Raw genomic sequence first — 15,651 nt, 5'->3', positions numbered from 1 at the left:
ATAAAATTGCAAGCGGACGCAATTTTACATTTGAATTCGCATGCTAGAATAGATGGAGAACGGTTACAACACCTCTGTGAAAGGGAGATACCGGATGAGAATCGATGCGCATCAACATTACTGGAAGATCGATCGTGGAGATTATGGCTGGCTCACGCCGGAAATTCCGGTTTTGCATAAAGACTTTTTACCATCCGATCTTAAGCCTCATTTGGATGCGCACCGGCTGGACGGAACCATTGTCGTTCAAGCGGCGCCGACGCCGGAGGAGACGGATTTCCTTTTGTCGCTCGCCGATGGAGACGAGTCGATCTTTGGCGTCGTCGGGTTTCTGGATTTGACGGATGACCGGCATGCCGCCCACTACGAAAGATTCGCCCGGCATCCGAAGTTCGTCGGCTTCCGCATCATGATCCAGGACATGCCAGACGCCGGCGCGATTCTCGCCCCATCATATGTCGAGGCGCTGCGGAGCTACGCGGAACGAGGCGCCGCCGTCGACCTGCTCGTGAAGTGCGATCAGCTCGATCCGCTGATCGAACTCGTGAAGCAGGTGCCGGGCCTGCACGGCGTGATCGATCATATCGCCAAACCGCGCATCGCCGAAGGTTTGATGGCGCCATGGGCGAGCCAGATCGAGCAGCTGGCTGAGTACCCGAACTTATACTGCAAGCTGTCGGGCATGGTCACCGAAGCGGATCACGAGCATTGGAAGGCGGAACAATTTATCCCCTACGTGCGTCATGTACTGGCTTGCTTTGGACCGGACAGAGTGATGTTCGGCAGCGATTGGCCCGTCTGCTTGCTGGCGGCCGGTTACGACGAGGTGGTCGAGGTTTTGGAGCGCGCGCAGCCGGACACATGGGGAGACGCGGAGCGGGAGAAGCTGTTCGGATTGAATGCCAAGACCTTTTACCGGCTTTGATTCGGGGGTAAGCGATTTTTGACAACGGGGTGAATGGCAATATGAAATATCGTCAATTGGGGAAAACAGGCCTGGACGTCTCCGTATTGAGCTTCGGCGCTTCTTCGCTCGGGTCCGTATTCCGAGATACCGACGAGGGAGAGAGCATCCGGACGGTGCATGCGGCGGTCGATGCAGGGATCAATTATATCGACGTCTCGCCCTATTACGGCTTGACCAAGGCGGAGACCGTTCTGGGCAAAGCGCTGAAGGATATTCCGCGCGACAAGTACGTGCTGTCGACGAAAGCGGGCCGCTACGGAGCGGATGCGTTCGATTTCTCGCATGAGCGGATCGTCGCGAGCGTAGACGAAAGTCTTGCGCGGCTGAACGTGGACGAGATCGATATTTTGTATTTGCACGATATCGAGTTCGTGCCGGCAGACGTCATTATGAACGAAGCGATACCGGCGCTGCAGCGGCTGAAAGAGCTCGGCAAGATCAGGTTCGGCGGCATCTGCGGTCTTCCTTTGCAGTTATTCGAAACCTTCATACCGCGCGTCGATGTCGATTGTATCATCTCTTACTGTCATTATTCGCTGAACGATACGAGTCTACTGGGTTTGCTGCCCATGCTCGAAGCCAGCCGCGTAGGATTGGTCAACGCTTCGCCGCTTTCCATGGGACTGCTCGGTACGCGCGGCACGCCGGACTGGCATCCGGCTTCGCCGGAGTTGAAGGCTGCTTGTCTTGATGCCGCGCGATATTGCGAGTCGCAGGGAGCGGATATCGCCAAGCTGGCGATCCAATTTTCCACGTCGAACGACCGAATTCCGACGACGCTCGTCAGCACGGCCAATCCGGCCAACATTCAGAAAAACGCAGCATGGACGGAGGAGCCGATCGACGAAGAACTGCTGGCCGACGTGCTCGCGATCCTTCAGCCTGTGCATAATCGGACATGGGTCAGCGGTCGCGATGAGTACAACTTGGGGATCGGGGGCGACAAGTCATGAAAGGCATCATCTGCGCGGAGGTCGAACGTTTTGCGTTTGTAGACGATTTGCCTGAGCCTGTGCTTACTCCCGGCTTCGCGATCGTAGCCTTGAAGAGAATCGGCATCTGCGGGACGGATCTGCACGCATATAAAGGCAGACAACCCTTTTTTTCTTATCCGCGCATATTGGGTCACGAACTGGCCGGCGTCATCGAAGCGATCGGTCCGAACGAGGAAGGGCTTCGGATCGGCGATCGCGTCAGCGTCATTCCGTATATGCATTGCGGGACCTGCATCGCCTGCCGCGGCGGCAAGACGAACTGCTGCACGGATATGAAGGTGCTCGGCGTACATATCGACGGCGGCATGCGGGAGCGGATCTCGGTTCCGGTCTCGCATCTGATCGGGGCGAACGATCTGACGCTCGACCAGACCGCGACGCTGGAGCCGTTCGCCATCGGCGCGCATGCGGTGCGCCGGTCGGGACTCGCGGCGGGAGAAACTGCGCTTGTCATCGGCGGCGGCCCGATCGGGCTGGGCGTCATGGCGTTCGCGAAGGCGCGGGGCGCCAAAGTCATCGCGATGGACATCAATGAGGACCGGCTTGCGTTCTGCCGCGAATGGGCCGGCGTCGACGAAGTCGTAGGCGCGCTTGCGGATCCGCTCGGCAGCCTGCTAGAGGTAAACGGCGGAGAGCTGCCCAGCGTCGTATTCGACGCGACGGGGAATGCGCAGTCGATGGCCGCTGCTTTTGGATATGCCGCGCATGGAGGCAGGCTCGTTTACGTCGGATTGGTCAGCGCCAATATTCAGTTCCACGATCCCGAGTTCCACAAGCGCGAGCTGACGCTGATGGCCAGCCGCAACGCGACCAGGGAGGACTTCGAAAGGGTGCTTGAGGTCATCCGTGCCGGGAGCGTTGACGTAAACCGCTATATCACGCATCGGGCTTCGCTCGACGACATGATCGGGCAGTTCGAGGAATGGCTGAAGCCTGAATCGAAGGTAATTAAGGCGATGGTCGAGCTTTGAATGAGATGGGAAAACTAAATAATCATGATTGAGAATAGAGCTGTCCCAAAAGTCACGAGATGACGGGGCGGCTCTTTTGCCGTTCCGCTATCGATTCGATCAACCTGGGGTCACGCGAGCGGTGGGAAGCGGTTGGTGGTGGTGGGAGCTTGGGTACGAAAATAGCGCAATTTTGCGCTATTATGAGCACAAGATGTGTTGCGCGGGAGCGGCCGGTGGCTGTGAGTACAAGAATAGCGCAATTCTGAGCTATTTTTGAGTGCCGCGTATGATGCGGGGCAGCGGGCGATGGACGAGGTAAGAGAATAGCGTAATTTTGAGCTGTTTTTGAGAATGACGTCTGTTGGAAGAAGCCGGCGGGGCCGTGCATGCGAGTTCAATTTGCCGACGGCGTTGAATCTCCATTTTTTTAAGTTTGAAGGGATTGTTATTCTCTTCACGAAATACTTCAAAAGTGGAAATTTGAGGAATGCATGAAAAAGTGTTTTCACAACCAATCGAGAAAGAAGCGTCAATAATGAAAATATTATCGTATACAACTGCGCTTGGTTTTTTAGTCTTTTTCTTTTTAATTCCCGTACTTCAAGGAGATGTCTCAATATTTCGATATACAGTCGGTATATTGGGATTTGCATTTTTCATTTGCATAACTGTTTTCGTGAATAAATACCTCATAGAAAGATTCAAAGATCGTCTAAAAATTAAATTCAGAGAAGAAAAAAACAAATTACTATTAGTTGTCATGCTTTGTAATCTAGCTTCATTGCTAATGATACTTGGAGGATTTTTATTACTAGAATGGTATACAAAGAAACAAATTAATTTTAACCAGCTTATCATAGTGATCGTTTCTATTTTTGCTTTATTAATTCAAAGCTTTTCCGAGGTGAAACAAGACAGAATTGAACGGAGGAGAACATGAAAAACATTCAAGCCATTATTTTTGACCTGGATAATACGCTTTTAGATCGAACGCGTACTTTTCAAAATTTCACTACGTCATTCGTAAATACATACTTCGCCCATGATCCCAATATGGATTCTATAGCGACACGAATCATTGACTTGGATCAAGACGGTTATAAAGATAAAAATTTATTATTTTCGGAATTGCTCGAGAAGCTGCCGTGGCTATCCAAACCTGAACATAATGAATTGATGAACTACTATAATGTGCATTATGTAAAAAATGCTTTATTAATGGAACATGCGGCAGAAATCATGAGCTATATCAAGCAAAAGTATAAGTTGGGTCTTATCACAAATGGAAGAACGGCTATCCAATATGGAAAAATCGATCGATTAGGAATTCGGGATTTATTTGACTTCATTCTCGTTTCTGAGGAAGCTGGCGTTAAAAAACCGGACAATCGAATATTTGAAATGGCATTGAATAAGCTCGGGCTTCGTCCTGAGCAATGCTTGTATATTGGCGACCATCCAACGAACGACATTGAAGGCGCAGGGAAAGCCGGGATGAAAACCATTTGGTTTGAAGTGAATCAGCCATGGAGAGTGGAGATTACCATACAACCTGAACATAGAATTAAACATTTAAGAGAATTAGAAGCAATACTAAAAAAGGGAGACGATTAATCTGTTTATCAAGGTAATTTGGTTTCACCAGGAAATTGAAGATCCTGTACTTCTTTATTCCGAGTTAGATCAAAGTAAGTTTGAAAAACGGAAAATTGAACTATTTAGAAACGGCAAAATTGGATTAGCCGATACCGAATTAGAGTTAAACTCAATGCTTGGGATTTGTGAAGTTCCTCCTTTAACAGAGATTAATATGAACCCGGAATTTTTTGGATTTGAAATAAATAAAGACGAGTTTGAATGTGTATGGAATGATGCGTTACAGAAGTTGAATGTAAATAAATGGACTAGAGATCGAAAATGTCAATTAGAGGAGTGAGATTTCAAACCGATCAGGGAGACAATATCCTGACGTCCAGCATTTTTGCATCGTTGGATGCTTATAAATATCGGTGGTACATCGATAATTTAGAGACGATTAATCAGAAGTTAGACAGTGAATTAAACATGAAATTCACGGATGAAGAAAAGCTATTAAAAGAACTTCGCGATAATAACGTATATGCTATATTCGGTGAATTCATTGCTTTAGATAGGGATTACGAATCCACTTCAGACGAACCTGAAGTTAATGATTGGAATGAATTCGTAAAGACCCAGAGAAGATGGTAGCACTCATCGCCGACTGTTATTACGTTGAAGTGTATTTGAAAGATCTTGAAGTTTTCGAGCGTTTTTATCTTTTTATATCGAGTCAAGGGATTACGCCGGAGTTGATCGATGAAACGGATTCGAGATACAAATTTAATGTGTGGTAAATTGTGGAAGGAGGAGAAACGGTTGAAGAGTCTTGCTACTAAGCTAATCATTTCCGGCATCTTAATTATAGTTTTAAGCGGTTTAGAAAAAGTGTTGATCTTTTTATCTTTTAAAGGGCAAGGCGTTACAGACACCCTAACGCTTAAGGCGCTGACACCGAGCATCGTATGGAATGTTACGGAATCCACAAGAACATTTGGGATCATTATTTTAATTGCTGGTGCCGTACTTTTGATTGCTGGAAGTAACTTTGTTCGCAATCAAATAAAAACGATGAAAATTAGAAACGCGGAGTTTGAAGCGGAAGAAACCAAACGTTTATAAACGTTGACAGGTAATAACGAAAAAAGCGGTGAAACCCATGATTTTTTACTTTGGTGTGTTTATGATCTTGGTCGTGGTGGGACTCGGTACGATCCACACCTGCTTGAAGAAACAGATACAAAACGGGGAAAGAATCATTGAGCGGTTGGACATGATCTATTTGGAACTGAAGAAGGATAAAGATCCGAACTGACCCGCCTGAAGCCGCACGAAGTCCGGGTCAGTCAGGGCCTATCATTCAAAGCCTTTACGTATGCCGCGCCGTAAACGGATAATCGAACGGCACTTGCTACATTGAAAAGACACGGTTAACGTCAATCGCGTATACTTCATTTGGCTTGATCGTGAATCGATATCCATGTTCTTCTACCGTCATGTCGACGTCTACCGGCACGGCATCGATACCGATGATCTCCAGGACATGCCCCCGCAGATCGGTGACGACGGTAACACCGTTCGTCGCGCCCAACGCTTCCTTCCCGTTTATCGTACCGGTGAACACGCCGTCCTTGCTTTCCAATGTAAATCGGTCCTCGTCCCATTGCTGGGTGTAGCTTCGTACACCGTCCTTGGATAAAGAATAACCAGGATGGGCCTGCCTCCTTTGGAGGTACGCTTGGTCTTGGGATGCTCCAACCGGTAGTAATACGTAGCTGGCGCAACCTTACAGTGCCTCAAGACTCTCCGAACGGGGTAGCCGCGCTTCGTCCAGCAGAAGGCGACTTCGAGTCGGGAGTCGAGCGAGATGTCGTTTTTTTAGCAGGTCTTTTAGAATGGCGATTTCAAGTTCTTTCTCGCCGAGCATCTTCATGGCTTGGTCGTATTTTTTCTGCAGATCCTTGCTATCTTTGGCGAGCTGCTCTGCGTGTTCCATTTTCTTGGTCAATTCAGCTTCCACCTCGTCCCAGTATTGACGTACCCAGCGTGAAAGTGTTGAAGGAGATAAGCCATGTTGTCTGGCAACGTGCTCCGTTCGATAGCCGGAGACCACCAGCCCCACGTATTCCTTCTTTAATGCTTCCGTACCGTAAAAACGTCTTTTCACCGACATTTCCTCCGCTCTCTCTAGTGTAATAGGAGTCGGAGAAAGTGTCCAAAGGGATTAGGGGGCTAAATAGATGGAGGTAGCAATAGTGCGTATTTGCTCTCATCAGCACAGCGTTACGCGGATTTACCGCATAACTGCACACGCAGCCCAGGGATAGTCAGAAGTTACGCGGTTTTACCGCACAACTGCGCTCGCAGCCCAGGTTTTGTCTGGAGTTACGCGGATTTACCGCATAACTGCGCTCGCAGCTCGGGTTTTGTCCGGAGTTACGCGGTTTTACCGCACAACTGCGCTCGCTGCGCACTGGCCGCGCGGCGTCGCGCTTGCTTCTTCGCCCCTTAAACCAATCAGACGCGATGAAGCCGCCGATGGGCCGACGGCGTGATCCCGAGCTTGGCGCTGAATACGCGGCTGAGATAAAACCCGTTCTCGTAGCCGCACTGCTGCGCGATCCAGTCGAGCGGCTGCGTCGTCTCCTCCAGCAGCCGGCAGGCGCGTCCGAGCCGCAGTCCGGTCACGAACTCGGTCGGCGTCGTCCGGTATGCCGCGCGGAAGCGTCGGGTCAGCTGGACCGGGCTGATGCCGAGCGCATCCGAGAGCGCGCGCATCGCCAGCGGCTCATAGGCACGCTCGAGCAGCCATTTGCGCGCTTCCTCCATATCGGGCGCGGGCGCGTCCGCCGCCGAACGCGCGGCCGATTCGGCGCGGCTCCGCTCGATTTCCATCAGCCGCCACAAATCCTCCATCATATGCTTCATCCGGCCGAGCGCAGGTTCCTGCCGAATGGCGCCACCGATCTCCTTCATGTACCGATAGGTCGACATGAGTCGCTCCCCGTCGTGGACCGTCCACTTTCCGCCGAGTCCATCTGCCTCTTCAGGTACAGGCGCAAGCGCCCAATCGAATTTGATGAAATGAAACGTCAGCGGCGACAGCGCGCGCCGGTGAAAGACGGTGCCTGGCGGGCAGACGACGATGTCGCCGAACCCGGCTTCGCCCGACTGCGGGCCGATTCTGTACGCGAACCGGCCGCGCTCGACCGCGAACATCGTCCATGCCGGATCCGTATCTTGCGCCAGCTGAAATTGCTTTTTTTTAAACCAGTACATATAGGCCAACGGACGCAATGACCAATCGATTCTCATGCGAAAGCTCCGTTCGTCTGTGAAATTTCGGATATGGTTATCGTAATAGGGTGCATGTTATTTGGCAAGCGGGAGATTTAAGATGAAACAGAGGATAAACGAACGATTCGGAGGAGAGGTCGGCAATGCGGAGCGAAACCGTAAAAACGGATATTACCGTCGTCGGAGGCGGGTTGGCGGGGGTGAACGCGGCGATCGCGGCTGCGAGGCTCGGGCGGACCGTCGCGCTCGTCAACAACCGTCCGGTGCTCGGCGGCAATTCCAGCAGCGAGGTGCGCGTCTGGGTTTGCGGGGCGACCTCGCACGGCACCCAGCGCTATGCGAGAGAGACCGGCATCATGGGCGAGCTGTTCGTCGAAAACCAGTTCCGCAATAAGGACGGCAATCCATACTTCTGGGATATGGTCGTGCTCGAGGCCGTAAAGGCGGAGCCGAACATTCAACTGTTCCTGAATACGGACGTGCACGAGGTAGAAGCGGACGGAGAAGCCGATGACCGGAGGATCCGTGCGGCGATCGGCGGGATGATGGGGTCGGAGCGGCGCATCCGCTTCGAAAGCGCGGTGTATCTCGACTGTACCGGGGACGGGCTGGTCGGCTTTCTGGCCGGCGCCAAGTATCGGCTGGGACGAGAGGCCCGCGAGGAATTCGGCGAAGAATGGGCGCCGGAGGTCGCCGACGACATCACGCTCGGCAGCACGCTGCTCTTCTATACGAAGGACGCCGGGCATCCGGTCAAGTATACGCCGCCGCGGATGGCGATCGACGTAACGAAGACGACGATTCCCGAGCGGCGCATCATACGGAGCGGGGATAACGGCTGCGCGTATTGGTGGATCGAATGGGGCGGCGAGCACGATACCGTCCACGACAACGAACGGATTCGCGACGAGCTTTGGTCGGTCATTTACGGCATCTGGGATTACATTAAAAATTCCGGTAAGTTCGACGCGGACAACATGACGCTGGAGTGGGTCGGCGCTCTGCCGGGCAAGCGCGAATACCGCCGGTTCGTCGGCGATTACGTACTGAACCAGAACGACATCCTGGCGCAGCGGGAATTCGACGACCGCGTCGCGTTCGGCGGCTGGTCGATCGACCTGCACCCGCCGCAGGGCGTGTATGCGACCGAGTCGGGCTCGAAGCATCTGTACTCGGACGGCGTCTATCACATTCCGTTCCGCTCGCTCTATTCGGCGAACGTGAACAACATGCTGATGGCCGGCCGCGACATCAGCGCGTCGCACGTCGCGTTCGGCACGACGCGCGTCATGGCGACGTGCGCCGTCATCGGCGAAGCCGCCGGCACCGGCGCCGCGCTGTGCGCGGCCAAAGGCATCACGCCTCGCGAGCTTCACGGCAGCCATCTGCGCGAGCTCCAGCAGACGCTGCTGCGCCAGGATGCTTCGATCATCGGGCTGCGCGGCGACGACGAGAACGACCTGGCCCGGCAAGCAAGCGTCTCGGCGTCCAGCGAGCGTAGCCGCTTCGGCATCGAACAGCCGTCGTATGCCATCCCGCTCCAGGCTGATATCGGCATCACCTTGCCGGTCGATCCGGCGCTGGACGGCATCGGGCTGCTCGTGGACGCCACGACGGACGCGACGCTTGTCGTCGAGCTCTGGGACACCGGCCGACCGGAAAACTACTTGCCGCATGCCAAGCTCGCGGAGGCGTCGGTCGCCTTGTCCGCCGGCAGCCTGCAGTGGGCGAAGCTTAGCTTAAGCTGGGCGCCGGAGACGGCGCGCAATGCGTTCCTCGTCGTCAAGGCGAACGAAGCGCTTGCGCTGCATATCGCAGACCGCCCGAGCTCGGGCGTGCTCGCTTATCGGAAGAGCGGTCCATCGAGCACCCCGCGGCCGAACGAAGAGCATCAGCCGGGGCAGCCGCTCGTCGAGTGGAGAAAGCACGAATTCGATCATGCCGCGCCCTGTATCCGACTGACGGCTCCGACCGAAGCCTTCGCCGCAGATAAGGCGATCGACGGCTATCTCCGTCCGTACGGCGGGCCGCACTTGTGGTCGTCCGAGCGGATGGCGGAAGATCGCCCGGAATGGCTGGAGCTCGCTTGGAGCGACGCGACGCCGATCCGCGAGCTTCACATCGTGTTTAACGATGACGTGAACGACGACTTGATCAATCTTCATCACCATATCACGCCGTACGAGACGATGCCGTCGCTCGTCAGGGACTACCGCGTCGAGGCGCGCGAAGGCGAAGCATGGGTGACCATCGCCGAAGGACGCGGCAATTACAAGCGCAAATGCGTCCATCGATTCGATGCGGCCATCGGCACGAACCGGCTGCGCATCGTCGTCGAAGCGACCAACGGCAGCGCGTACGCGGAGATCGTCGAAGTGCGAGTCTACGCTTGATCCGGCCCCCGGGCCCTGCTTAACCACCTTACAAATTCAAAGACGCGATTCTGCTTCATGTAGCGAAGCGGAACCGCGTCTTTGCCGTTTCTTTAGTTTGAACGCAGCCATTCAATATTGCTTGTCTTGTAATATGACTAATAAAATAGGAATATCTGGATTGTAGTTATTGGAGGCGTTTCAAATGCCATGGCCCATGGTCCATTTTGCGATATCGGATCTCATGTTCGACGGAAACCCTTCGCCGGACCTTCTTCTGGGCAGCATCGCCCCGGATGCCGTTCACGTAAGAGGGCAAATCTCCAGAGAAGAAAAAGGCGAGACGCATTTCGTTCAAAACGGGATGCTTCCCGAGAAGGTATGGATCGTTCGCCAATTTAATGCCTATTCGTCCCAACGCCCGGAGCCGGCATGGCAGGACTTTGTGCTGGGCTATTTTACGCACATCTATACGGATGTGAGATGGACAGATACTTTGTATGCCGAATTTGAACGGGAATGTACCGAAGCAGCAGGTGGAGGAGTTCTCCGAAGCATCTTTACCCGGGAAGTCAGTCAAGTTGAATTCGAGCTTCAAAGATCGATGGACGCTAGGAATTTGCTTCAGAGACTTTCTACAGCAAAAGGGTTTGCCTTGGAGTACCTGGTGACAAGGGAGGAGGTCGTCGCATATAGCCGCCAAAAATCGGAATGGCTGAACGACCCCGGCCAAGAACCCCGCATCCAACCGATCTACTTCACCGCCCAGAAGGTGAATCAATTCATTAAAGAAACCGCGGAAGAATTGAAAGAAATTTTTCTCGCTTGAACGCTATTGATAGATCTCCTTCATCATCGCGATGACTTCCTCCAAGGTGAGACCGAACGACTTGTAGTACGAGGCGTCGATGGCCATCTGCTTCGATATCATCTCGTTTCGCATGCGGAGCATCTCCTCGTTCGTGAATTCGGCCACGAAACAGCCTTTGCCCGTGATGGTATGGATCAACCGGCTCCGTTCGAGCTCCTCCCATGCTTTTTTAACGGTAATGACGCTAATCTGCAGCTCCTGAGCCGCCTGACGGATCGGAGGCAAACAATAGCCGCTTGGGAGCTCGCCCTTCAAGATTTGAGCGCTGATCTGTTCGAACAGCTGCTGATAAATCGGTTTTTCGGAACTGCTTGAGATCGCTACGTTCATCATAGCTCCACTTTCAGGAAATGTCGCACTGCCATGCGGTATGCCGCCATCGTGAATAAAGCGAATATCGCGATCCCTGCGATAAGAACGGACGATTGAGCCGCAAGATGGCCGGTACCGGTATCGTTAATCACGGTCGACACGTCTGCGTTGGCGATTCCTAACCATTGCGCGCCGGCGGCAAAAAGCATCGCTGCGGTAATCGAAGCAATCGCCGCATTGCCGTGTTTGTACGCCGTTTTAAAATAGATCGGAAAGAAGACGAGATTAAAAATCGCCAGCATGACGAAGCATAATCCCAAAAAACCGACCGTCGGGGCAAAGAAGTAATATTCAAAATTCGGATACAAGAAACGGTTGATCGCGCCGAAGAGGATCGCAAATGCGAAATGCAACAGCTCCAGGCAGACGATAACGAGCACTCTTGCTTTGACCATGTCTTTTTTGGTGACGGGCATGATCGCGGTAAACATCAGATCGTTGTGCGTGCGAAATCCGGCAAACATGTTCGGAATCGTAATCCAGCAAAAATACAAGAGAACAAGGAAATAAATCCAGCCGGGGACGAGCATCAACGCGCCTGTCAGCACGGGCATCGCCAAGTACCACGGATTTACGCCTAATTTGAAGTCTTTTACCAATAAATTATACATACGCTTCCTCCTTTTTCGCAAAGTAAACCATAATCTCCTCGAGAGTCGGCAAGGCGGATCTTATTTCGGATGCCGGATCGAAGTCTTTCGCGTGAATGAGTCCCGTAAAGCCGAAGGAATTGATTTTATAGGAAATAAGTTTGTCTTTCACCTGGCCCAGCTCGCTCTCCTTGCCGTTCAGCAAGCGGTAGGACGCTTTGAATTCCTCTTTGTCTGCGCTGTTAATAATCTGTCCGTTATCGATGTAAGTAATGAAGTCCGCGCACTTCTCCAAATCCGACGTGATATGCGTCGAGAAAAGAATGCTGATCTCGCCGTCTATGACGAGCGTCTGGAAAATATCCAGCAAATCGTCCCTCGCGACCGGATCGAGTCCGCTGGTCGGTTCGTCGAGAATGAGCAGCTTCGCGCCGTGCGACAAGGCGATGGCCAAATTGTATTTGACTTTCATGCCGGTCGACAATTCGGCTATTTTTTTATTTTCGTCCAATTTGAATCTTTTTAAATAACCGTAATACGTATCGTCGTCCCAATTTTTATAAAATGGCTTAATGACTTCGGTCAACTTGCCGATTTTGCTTCGCGTATAAAATTCGATGCCGCCGAACGCGCATCCGATGTCTTGCTTCAGCTCCAGCTCGTGTTCGGCCATGCGTTTGCCCATGATACGCACATCGCCGCTATCCAGTTGGATCATGTTCAGGATCGACTTGATCGTCGTCGTTTTCCCTGCGCCGTTAGCGCCGATAAACCCCATGATATAGCCTTTTTCAAGCTGGAACGTGACGTTTTTCAACTGGAAATGGTCGTATTTCTTGTTTAGGTTCTGAATATCCAATGCAAGCATGACGTGCCTCCTTTTAAGATTGTGTATATCGTATATGCACAATATAACATCCAGTCTATGCTTCGTCAAACGATAAGTTCGAATCGGCTTGTATATAAATGCCCTATAAAACATAAAAAATGGACCATTGGATGTGGGGAAGACGCCTCTCATAATGAGATGAAAGGAGGCGTTTTCATGCTGACCGTCTATCATACGAAAAGAGATTTCGAAGCGTCGGATTGCCGGGTCGCCGTGCTTCCGGTAGGCGCTACCGAGCAGCATGGCAGTCACCTGCCGGTCGGGACGGATACGATCTTCGCCGAACGCTATGCGAGAAAATTGGCGGAGGCGCTCGACGCTTATTTGCTGCCTGCGGTCGCGATCTCCTCGTCCATCGAGCATCGGAAGGGCAAAGGAACGGTCTATCTCAAGTCGGACACGCTTGCGCTGGTGCTCCGGGATATCGCCGAGTCTTTGCGGTTTTCAGGCTTCGGCAAGCTGATCATCGCGAACTTCCACGGCGGCAACTGGATCATCAAGCCCACGGTTCGGAATTTGAACCGGGAGCTCGGGGAATTCCAGGTCATTCTGCTCTATGCCGGCGAAGTGGCCAGACCGAGATATCACGAGATATTTAACCATGTTCAAAACGACATTCACGCAGGCGAGATGGAGACCTCGCTGATGCTTCATCTTCACCCGGAATATGTCGCGGACATCCAACGGCAAGAGGATCCGGCATTCGTGCCACAGGCGTTCATGGATTATTTCGACGTCGGCGATATTACGCCAGACGGGTATTGGGGCTTCCCTGAGGACGCGACCGCGGAGAAAGGGAGCAAGGTGTTGGAGCTCATGCTGCAGGAAGGGATCAAGTACCTCGAAGAAGTGGATCGGATCACGGAGCAGGTCAGGGCGAAGAACGCTCGCAAGGCCGGGCAATGAACGGGCTCCGAGTCCGCGAGCTGTCCGAGCGCGACATCCCATTCGCGATGACGCTCAAAAATATCGCAGGCTGGAACCAGACGGATCGGGATTGGCAGGACTACCTCTTCTACGACCGAGAAGGCTGTTTTCTGGCCGAGTACGACGGCAAAGAGGCTGCGACGATGACGACGATCCGTTACGGCGATCGCTTCGGCTGGATCGGCATGGTATTGGTGCATCCGGACGATCGGGGGAGAGGCATCGCGACGCAGCTGCTTCAGCTGGGCATTCGACATCTGCGCGACCAAGGCGTGCGCTGCATCAAGCTGGACGCCACGGCGATGGGGAAAAAGGTTTATGTCCCGCTCGGATTCGCGGAGGAGTACGACGTTCGCAGATACGAGCTGGAGGCGTCGCCGTCCAAACGCGAGTCGAAGGGCGCTACTGCTTCCGAATATCGGGGCGAGGTCCGGTCGTTAACGGAAGCGGATCTGGAAGAGATCGCGGTCTACGACGCGGCGATATTCGGCGCGGATCGAAGAACCGTCCTCAAGCGATTGCGGGCGCGGGAACATATATACGCCTTCGTGACGCGGGACGATCGCGGAATAACAGGGTATTTGATGGCCCATCAAGGCTATGAGGCGGTGCAGATCGGACCGTGGGCGGCATCGGACGTCCAAGCCGCCGAGACGTTGCTCGCGTCACTGCTGTCCAGCGTCGGGGGAGGCAAAGTTTTTTTCGATCTGCCTTGTCCGAACGTTCATGGCATTCAAATGGCGGAAATAGCCGGGTTCCGAATCCAGCGTACGTTTTGCCGGATGTATCTGGGGGTCAACGCGAATCCAGGCATGCCGCAGCTCGTCTACGGCACGTCCGGCGCGGAAAAAGGCTGACGGTACAAATGTTGGTGCTAAACTTCTTCATGGTGAATGCGCGACGGACGCCGTCGGGCGATAAGCGCAAAAACAAGCTTCCGGGGGTTGTCGCCCGGAAGCTTGTTTTCTTATTCGGGACCGACTCGGCAATAATACTTGCGGAACAGAGCAGGGGTCAAGCCGGCCTGGCGCTTGAAGCAGGTCGAGAAGTAAGGCGCGTAGCGGAAACCGACTTCTTCGGCGATCCGCTCCACCGACCATTCCGTGGTCAAAAGAAGGCGCTTCGCGCGCTCAAGGCGGAATTCGAGCAAGTAATGAACCGGCGTCATGCCGTACTTCTGCTTCATGCAGCGAACGATGTAGGTGGAGTGAAAGTGAAGCGCTTCGGCAAGCGACTCGTTCGTGATCTCTTCCTGGTAATGCTGCTGAATATAAGCGGCCGTCTTCTCAGCGAGGCGAATGGCAGGCGGGACGGAATGGCCGAGCGCGCCGTCCTCCAGCAGGGACAGCAGCTTCGCGAACAAGGACCGCTCCTCCCAGAACGAATCGCCCACCGTCAGCCCTAGCAGCTGTCGGCATAGCTCGAAAGCAACCGGATTCGGCAGGGTGAAGTGCTTCGGAATGCGGATCGCGTACGGATTGCTGAACGGCATCGAAGACGGGAGCGAGCCGTCCGGCTTCGCGGCATGCGCCCCTCGCTGCCAGTAGTCGTGCTCGAAGTGAATCCAATAGAAGACGGTCTCCTGATCGCAAGGCTGGACCGAATAATGCTCCCCGTCCGGCAGCAGCAGCAGCGTATCTCCTTTTCGCAGCGTCCATTCGACGCCGTTCTCCCCGATGTACAGCGCGCCGCGCTCCACGAGCAGCAGATCGTACAAGCCCAGATTTCGCCGGTTCGGATGCCGGTCTCCGACGCGAAAATCCGAGCGGCCGGATTCCCAATAATAAGGGACCGGCGGCGTTCGAAGTTCGACGATGTCGATTTCGCTCAAGGGATCGAC

Annotated in this window: 19 protein-coding genes; 12 read left to right on the top strand and 7 right to left on the bottom strand. The window is 53.4% G+C overall.

The window, feature by feature from the left end:
* Nucleotides 1-94: 94 nt before the first annotated feature.
* The 8 genes from BM235_RS12730 to BM235_RS12700 all read left to right on the top strand — a co-directional run bounded on the left by BM235_RS12730 (nt 95) and on the right by BM235_RS12700 (nt 5,615).
* Nucleotides 95-925: an amidohydrolase family protein gene (locus BM235_RS12730; protein ID WP_090113416.1), complete on the top strand. Its 831-nt coding sequence runs from the start codon at nt 95-97 to the stop codon at nt 923-925.
* A 41-nt stretch (nt 926-966) separates the two neighbouring features.
* Complete coding sequence (locus BM235_RS12725) at nt 967-1,920, top strand: aldo/keto reductase (protein WP_090113415.1); 954 nt, start codon at nt 967-969, stop codon at nt 1,918-1,920.
* Nucleotides 1,917-2,933, top strand: coding sequence for a zinc-binding alcohol dehydrogenase family protein (locus tag BM235_RS12720; RefSeq protein ID WP_090113413.1), 1,017 nt, complete (start codon nt 1,917-1,919; stop codon nt 2,931-2,933). The genes BM235_RS12725 and BM235_RS12720 overlap by 4 nt, the downstream gene beginning before the upstream one ends.
* 469 nt (nt 2,934-3,402) lie before the next feature.
* Nucleotides 3,403-3,855: a hypothetical protein gene (locus BM235_RS12715; RefSeq protein ID WP_110468863.1), complete on the top strand. Its 453-nt coding sequence runs from the start codon at nt 3,403-3,405 to the stop codon at nt 3,853-3,855.
* Nucleotides 3,852-4,529 carry an HAD family hydrolase gene (locus BM235_RS12710; protein WP_090113409.1) on the top strand — a complete coding sequence of 226 codons (678 nt, stop codon included), beginning with the start codon at nt 3,852-3,854 and terminating at the stop codon, nt 4,527-4,529. The genes BM235_RS12715 and BM235_RS12710 overlap by 4 nt, the downstream gene beginning before the upstream one ends.
* Complete coding sequence (locus BM235_RS32960; RefSeq protein ID WP_369803510.1) at nt 4,525-4,851, top strand: DUF6881 domain-containing protein; 327 nt, start codon at nt 4,525-4,527, stop codon at nt 4,849-4,851. The genes BM235_RS12710 and BM235_RS32960 overlap by 5 nt, the downstream gene beginning before the upstream one ends.
* The gene (locus BM235_RS32955) at nt 4,833-5,144 is read left to right on the top strand and encodes a DUF2691 family protein (protein WP_090113406.1); all 312 of its coding nucleotides are present in this window, start codon (nt 4,833-4,835) and stop codon (nt 5,142-5,144) included. The genes BM235_RS32960 and BM235_RS32955 overlap by 19 nt, the downstream gene beginning before the upstream one ends.
* 108 nt (nt 5,145-5,252) lie before the next feature.
* A complete protein-coding gene (locus tag BM235_RS12700) occupies nt 5,253-5,615 on the top strand; it encodes a hypothetical protein (RefSeq protein WP_143106675.1) in 363 nt (120 codons plus the stop codon).
* Between the two features lie 289 nt (nt 5,616-5,904).
* On the opposite strand, the gene BM235_RS12695 is transcribed toward BM235_RS12700, so the two are convergent.
* The 3 genes from BM235_RS12695 to BM235_RS12685 form a co-directional block, all read right to left on the bottom strand.
* Nucleotides 5,905-6,135 (bottom strand): hypothetical protein, encoded by a 231-nt coding sequence (locus tag BM235_RS12695; RefSeq protein WP_090113402.1) that lies wholly within the window; start codon nt 6,133-6,135, stop codon nt 5,905-5,907.
* Between the two features lie 144 nt (nt 6,136-6,279).
* Nucleotides 6,280-6,660, bottom strand: a complete 381-nt coding sequence (locus tag BM235_RS12690; protein WP_255374343.1) for a transposase — start codon at nt 6,658-6,660, stop codon at nt 6,280-6,282.
* Between the two features lie 350 nt (nt 6,661-7,010).
* Nucleotides 7,011-7,808 carry an AraC family transcriptional regulator gene (locus BM235_RS12685; RefSeq protein ID WP_090113400.1) on the bottom strand — a complete coding sequence of 266 codons (798 nt, stop codon included), beginning with the start codon at nt 7,806-7,808 and terminating at the stop codon, nt 7,011-7,013.
* A 125-nt stretch (nt 7,809-7,933) separates the two neighbouring features.
* Here BM235_RS12685 and BM235_RS12680 point away from each other — a divergent pair, with 125 nt between their 5' ends.
* Both BM235_RS12680 and BM235_RS12675 read left to right on the top strand, forming a co-directional pair.
* Nucleotides 7,934-10,183, top strand: a complete 2,250-nt coding sequence (locus BM235_RS12680; protein WP_090113389.1) for an FAD-dependent oxidoreductase — start codon at nt 7,934-7,936, stop codon at nt 10,181-10,183.
* A 184-nt stretch (nt 10,184-10,367) separates the two neighbouring features.
* Nucleotides 10,368-10,991, top strand: a complete 624-nt coding sequence (locus tag BM235_RS12675; protein ID WP_090113387.1) for a hypothetical protein — start codon at nt 10,368-10,370, stop codon at nt 10,989-10,991.
* 3 nt (nt 10,992-10,994) lie between these two features.
* Here BM235_RS12675 and BM235_RS12670 read toward each other — a convergent pair whose 3' ends face one another.
* From BM235_RS12670 to BM235_RS12660, 3 genes are read right to left on the bottom strand one after another with little or no spacing between them, the layout of a single operon-like run.
* A complete protein-coding gene (locus BM235_RS12670; RefSeq protein WP_090113622.1) occupies nt 10,995-11,363 on the bottom strand; it encodes a GntR family transcriptional regulator in 369 nt (122 codons plus the stop codon).
* Nucleotides 11,363-12,016 (bottom strand): ABC-2 transporter permease, encoded by a 654-nt coding sequence (locus BM235_RS12665; RefSeq protein ID WP_090113385.1) that lies wholly within the window; start codon nt 12,014-12,016, stop codon nt 11,363-11,365. Before BM235_RS12665 ends, BM235_RS12670 begins: the two co-directional genes overlap by 1 nt.
* Nucleotides 12,009-12,863: an ABC transporter ATP-binding protein gene (locus tag BM235_RS12660; RefSeq protein WP_090113383.1), complete on the bottom strand. Its 855-nt coding sequence runs from the start codon at nt 12,861-12,863 to the stop codon at nt 12,009-12,011. Before BM235_RS12660 ends, BM235_RS12665 begins: the two co-directional genes overlap by 8 nt.
* A gap of 177 nt (nt 12,864-13,040) precedes the next feature.
* Here BM235_RS12660 and BM235_RS12655 point away from each other — a divergent pair, with 177 nt between their 5' ends.
* Nucleotides 13,041-13,790: a creatininase family protein gene (locus BM235_RS12655; RefSeq protein ID WP_158543724.1), complete on the top strand. Its 750-nt coding sequence runs from the start codon at nt 13,041-13,043 to the stop codon at nt 13,788-13,790.
* Nucleotides 13,787-14,668 (top strand): GNAT family N-acetyltransferase, encoded by an 882-nt coding sequence (locus BM235_RS12650; RefSeq protein ID WP_090113379.1) that lies wholly within the window; start codon nt 13,787-13,789, stop codon nt 14,666-14,668. Before BM235_RS12655 ends, BM235_RS12650 begins: the two co-directional genes overlap by 4 nt.
* A 110-nt stretch (nt 14,669-14,778) precedes the next feature.
* On the opposite strand, the gene BM235_RS12645 is transcribed toward BM235_RS12650, so the two are convergent.
* The gene (locus BM235_RS12645) at nt 14,779-15,642 is read right to left on the bottom strand and encodes an AraC family transcriptional regulator (protein WP_255374342.1); all 864 of its coding nucleotides are present in this window, start codon (nt 15,640-15,642) and stop codon (nt 14,779-14,781) included.
* Between the last annotated feature and the right edge of the window lie 9 nt (nt 15,643-15,651).

The sequence above is a fragment of the Cohnella sp. OV330 genome, assembly GCF_900112065.1.
In the GTDB taxonomy this organism is placed as follows: Bacteria; Bacillota; Bacilli; order Paenibacillales; family Paenibacillaceae; genus Cohnella.
The sequence above is the reverse complement of the archived record's forward strand: the minus strand, read 5'-3'. Positions and strand labels throughout refer to the sequence as shown.

Coding starts and splice junctions, on each gene's coding strand:
- BM235_RS12730 (WP_090113416.1), top strand. CDS start 95: ATGAGAATCGATGCGCATCAACATTACTGGAAGATCGATCGTGGAGAT.
- BM235_RS12725 (WP_090113415.1), top strand. CDS start 967: ATGAAATATCGTCAATTGGGGAAAACAGGCCTGGACGTCTCCGTATTG.
- BM235_RS12720 (WP_090113413.1), top strand. CDS start 1,917: ATGAAAGGCATCATCTGCGCGGAGGTCGAACGTTTTGCGTTTGTAGAC.
- BM235_RS12715 (WP_110468863.1), top strand. CDS start 3,403: ATGCATGAAAAAGTGTTTTCACAACCAATCGAGAAAGAAGCGTCAATA.
- BM235_RS12710 (WP_090113409.1), top strand. CDS start 3,852: ATGAAAAACATTCAAGCCATTATTTTTGACCTGGATAATACGCTTTTA.
- BM235_RS32955 (WP_090113406.1), top strand. CDS start 4,833: ATGTCAATTAGAGGAGTGAGATTTCAAACCGATCAGGGAGACAATATC.
- BM235_RS12700 (WP_143106675.1), top strand. CDS start 5,253: ATGAAACGGATTCGAGATACAAATTTAATGTGTGGTAAATTGTGGAAG.
- BM235_RS12685 (WP_090113400.1), bottom strand. CDS start 7,808: ATGAGAATCGATTGGTCATTGCGTCCGTTGGCCTATATGTACTGGTTT.
- BM235_RS12680 (WP_090113389.1), top strand. CDS start 7,934: ATGCGGAGCGAAACCGTAAAAACGGATATTACCGTCGTCGGAGGCGGG.
- BM235_RS12675 (WP_090113387.1), top strand. CDS start 10,368: ATGCCATGGCCCATGGTCCATTTTGCGATATCGGATCTCATGTTCGAC.
- BM235_RS12670 (WP_090113622.1), bottom strand. CDS start 11,363: ATGAACGTAGCGATCTCAAGCAGTTCCGAAAAACCGATTTATCAGCAG.
- BM235_RS12665 (WP_090113385.1), bottom strand. CDS start 12,016: ATGTATAATTTATTGGTAAAAGACTTCAAATTAGGCGTAAATCCGTGG.
- BM235_RS12660 (WP_090113383.1), bottom strand. CDS start 12,863: ATGCTTGCATTGGATATTCAGAACCTAAACAAGAAATACGACCATTTC.
- BM235_RS12655 (WP_158543724.1), top strand. CDS start 13,041: ATGCTGACCGTCTATCATACGAAAAGAGATTTCGAAGCGTCGGATTGC.
- BM235_RS12650 (WP_090113379.1), top strand. CDS start 13,787: ATGAACGGGCTCCGAGTCCGCGAGCTGTCCGAGCGCGACATCCCATTC.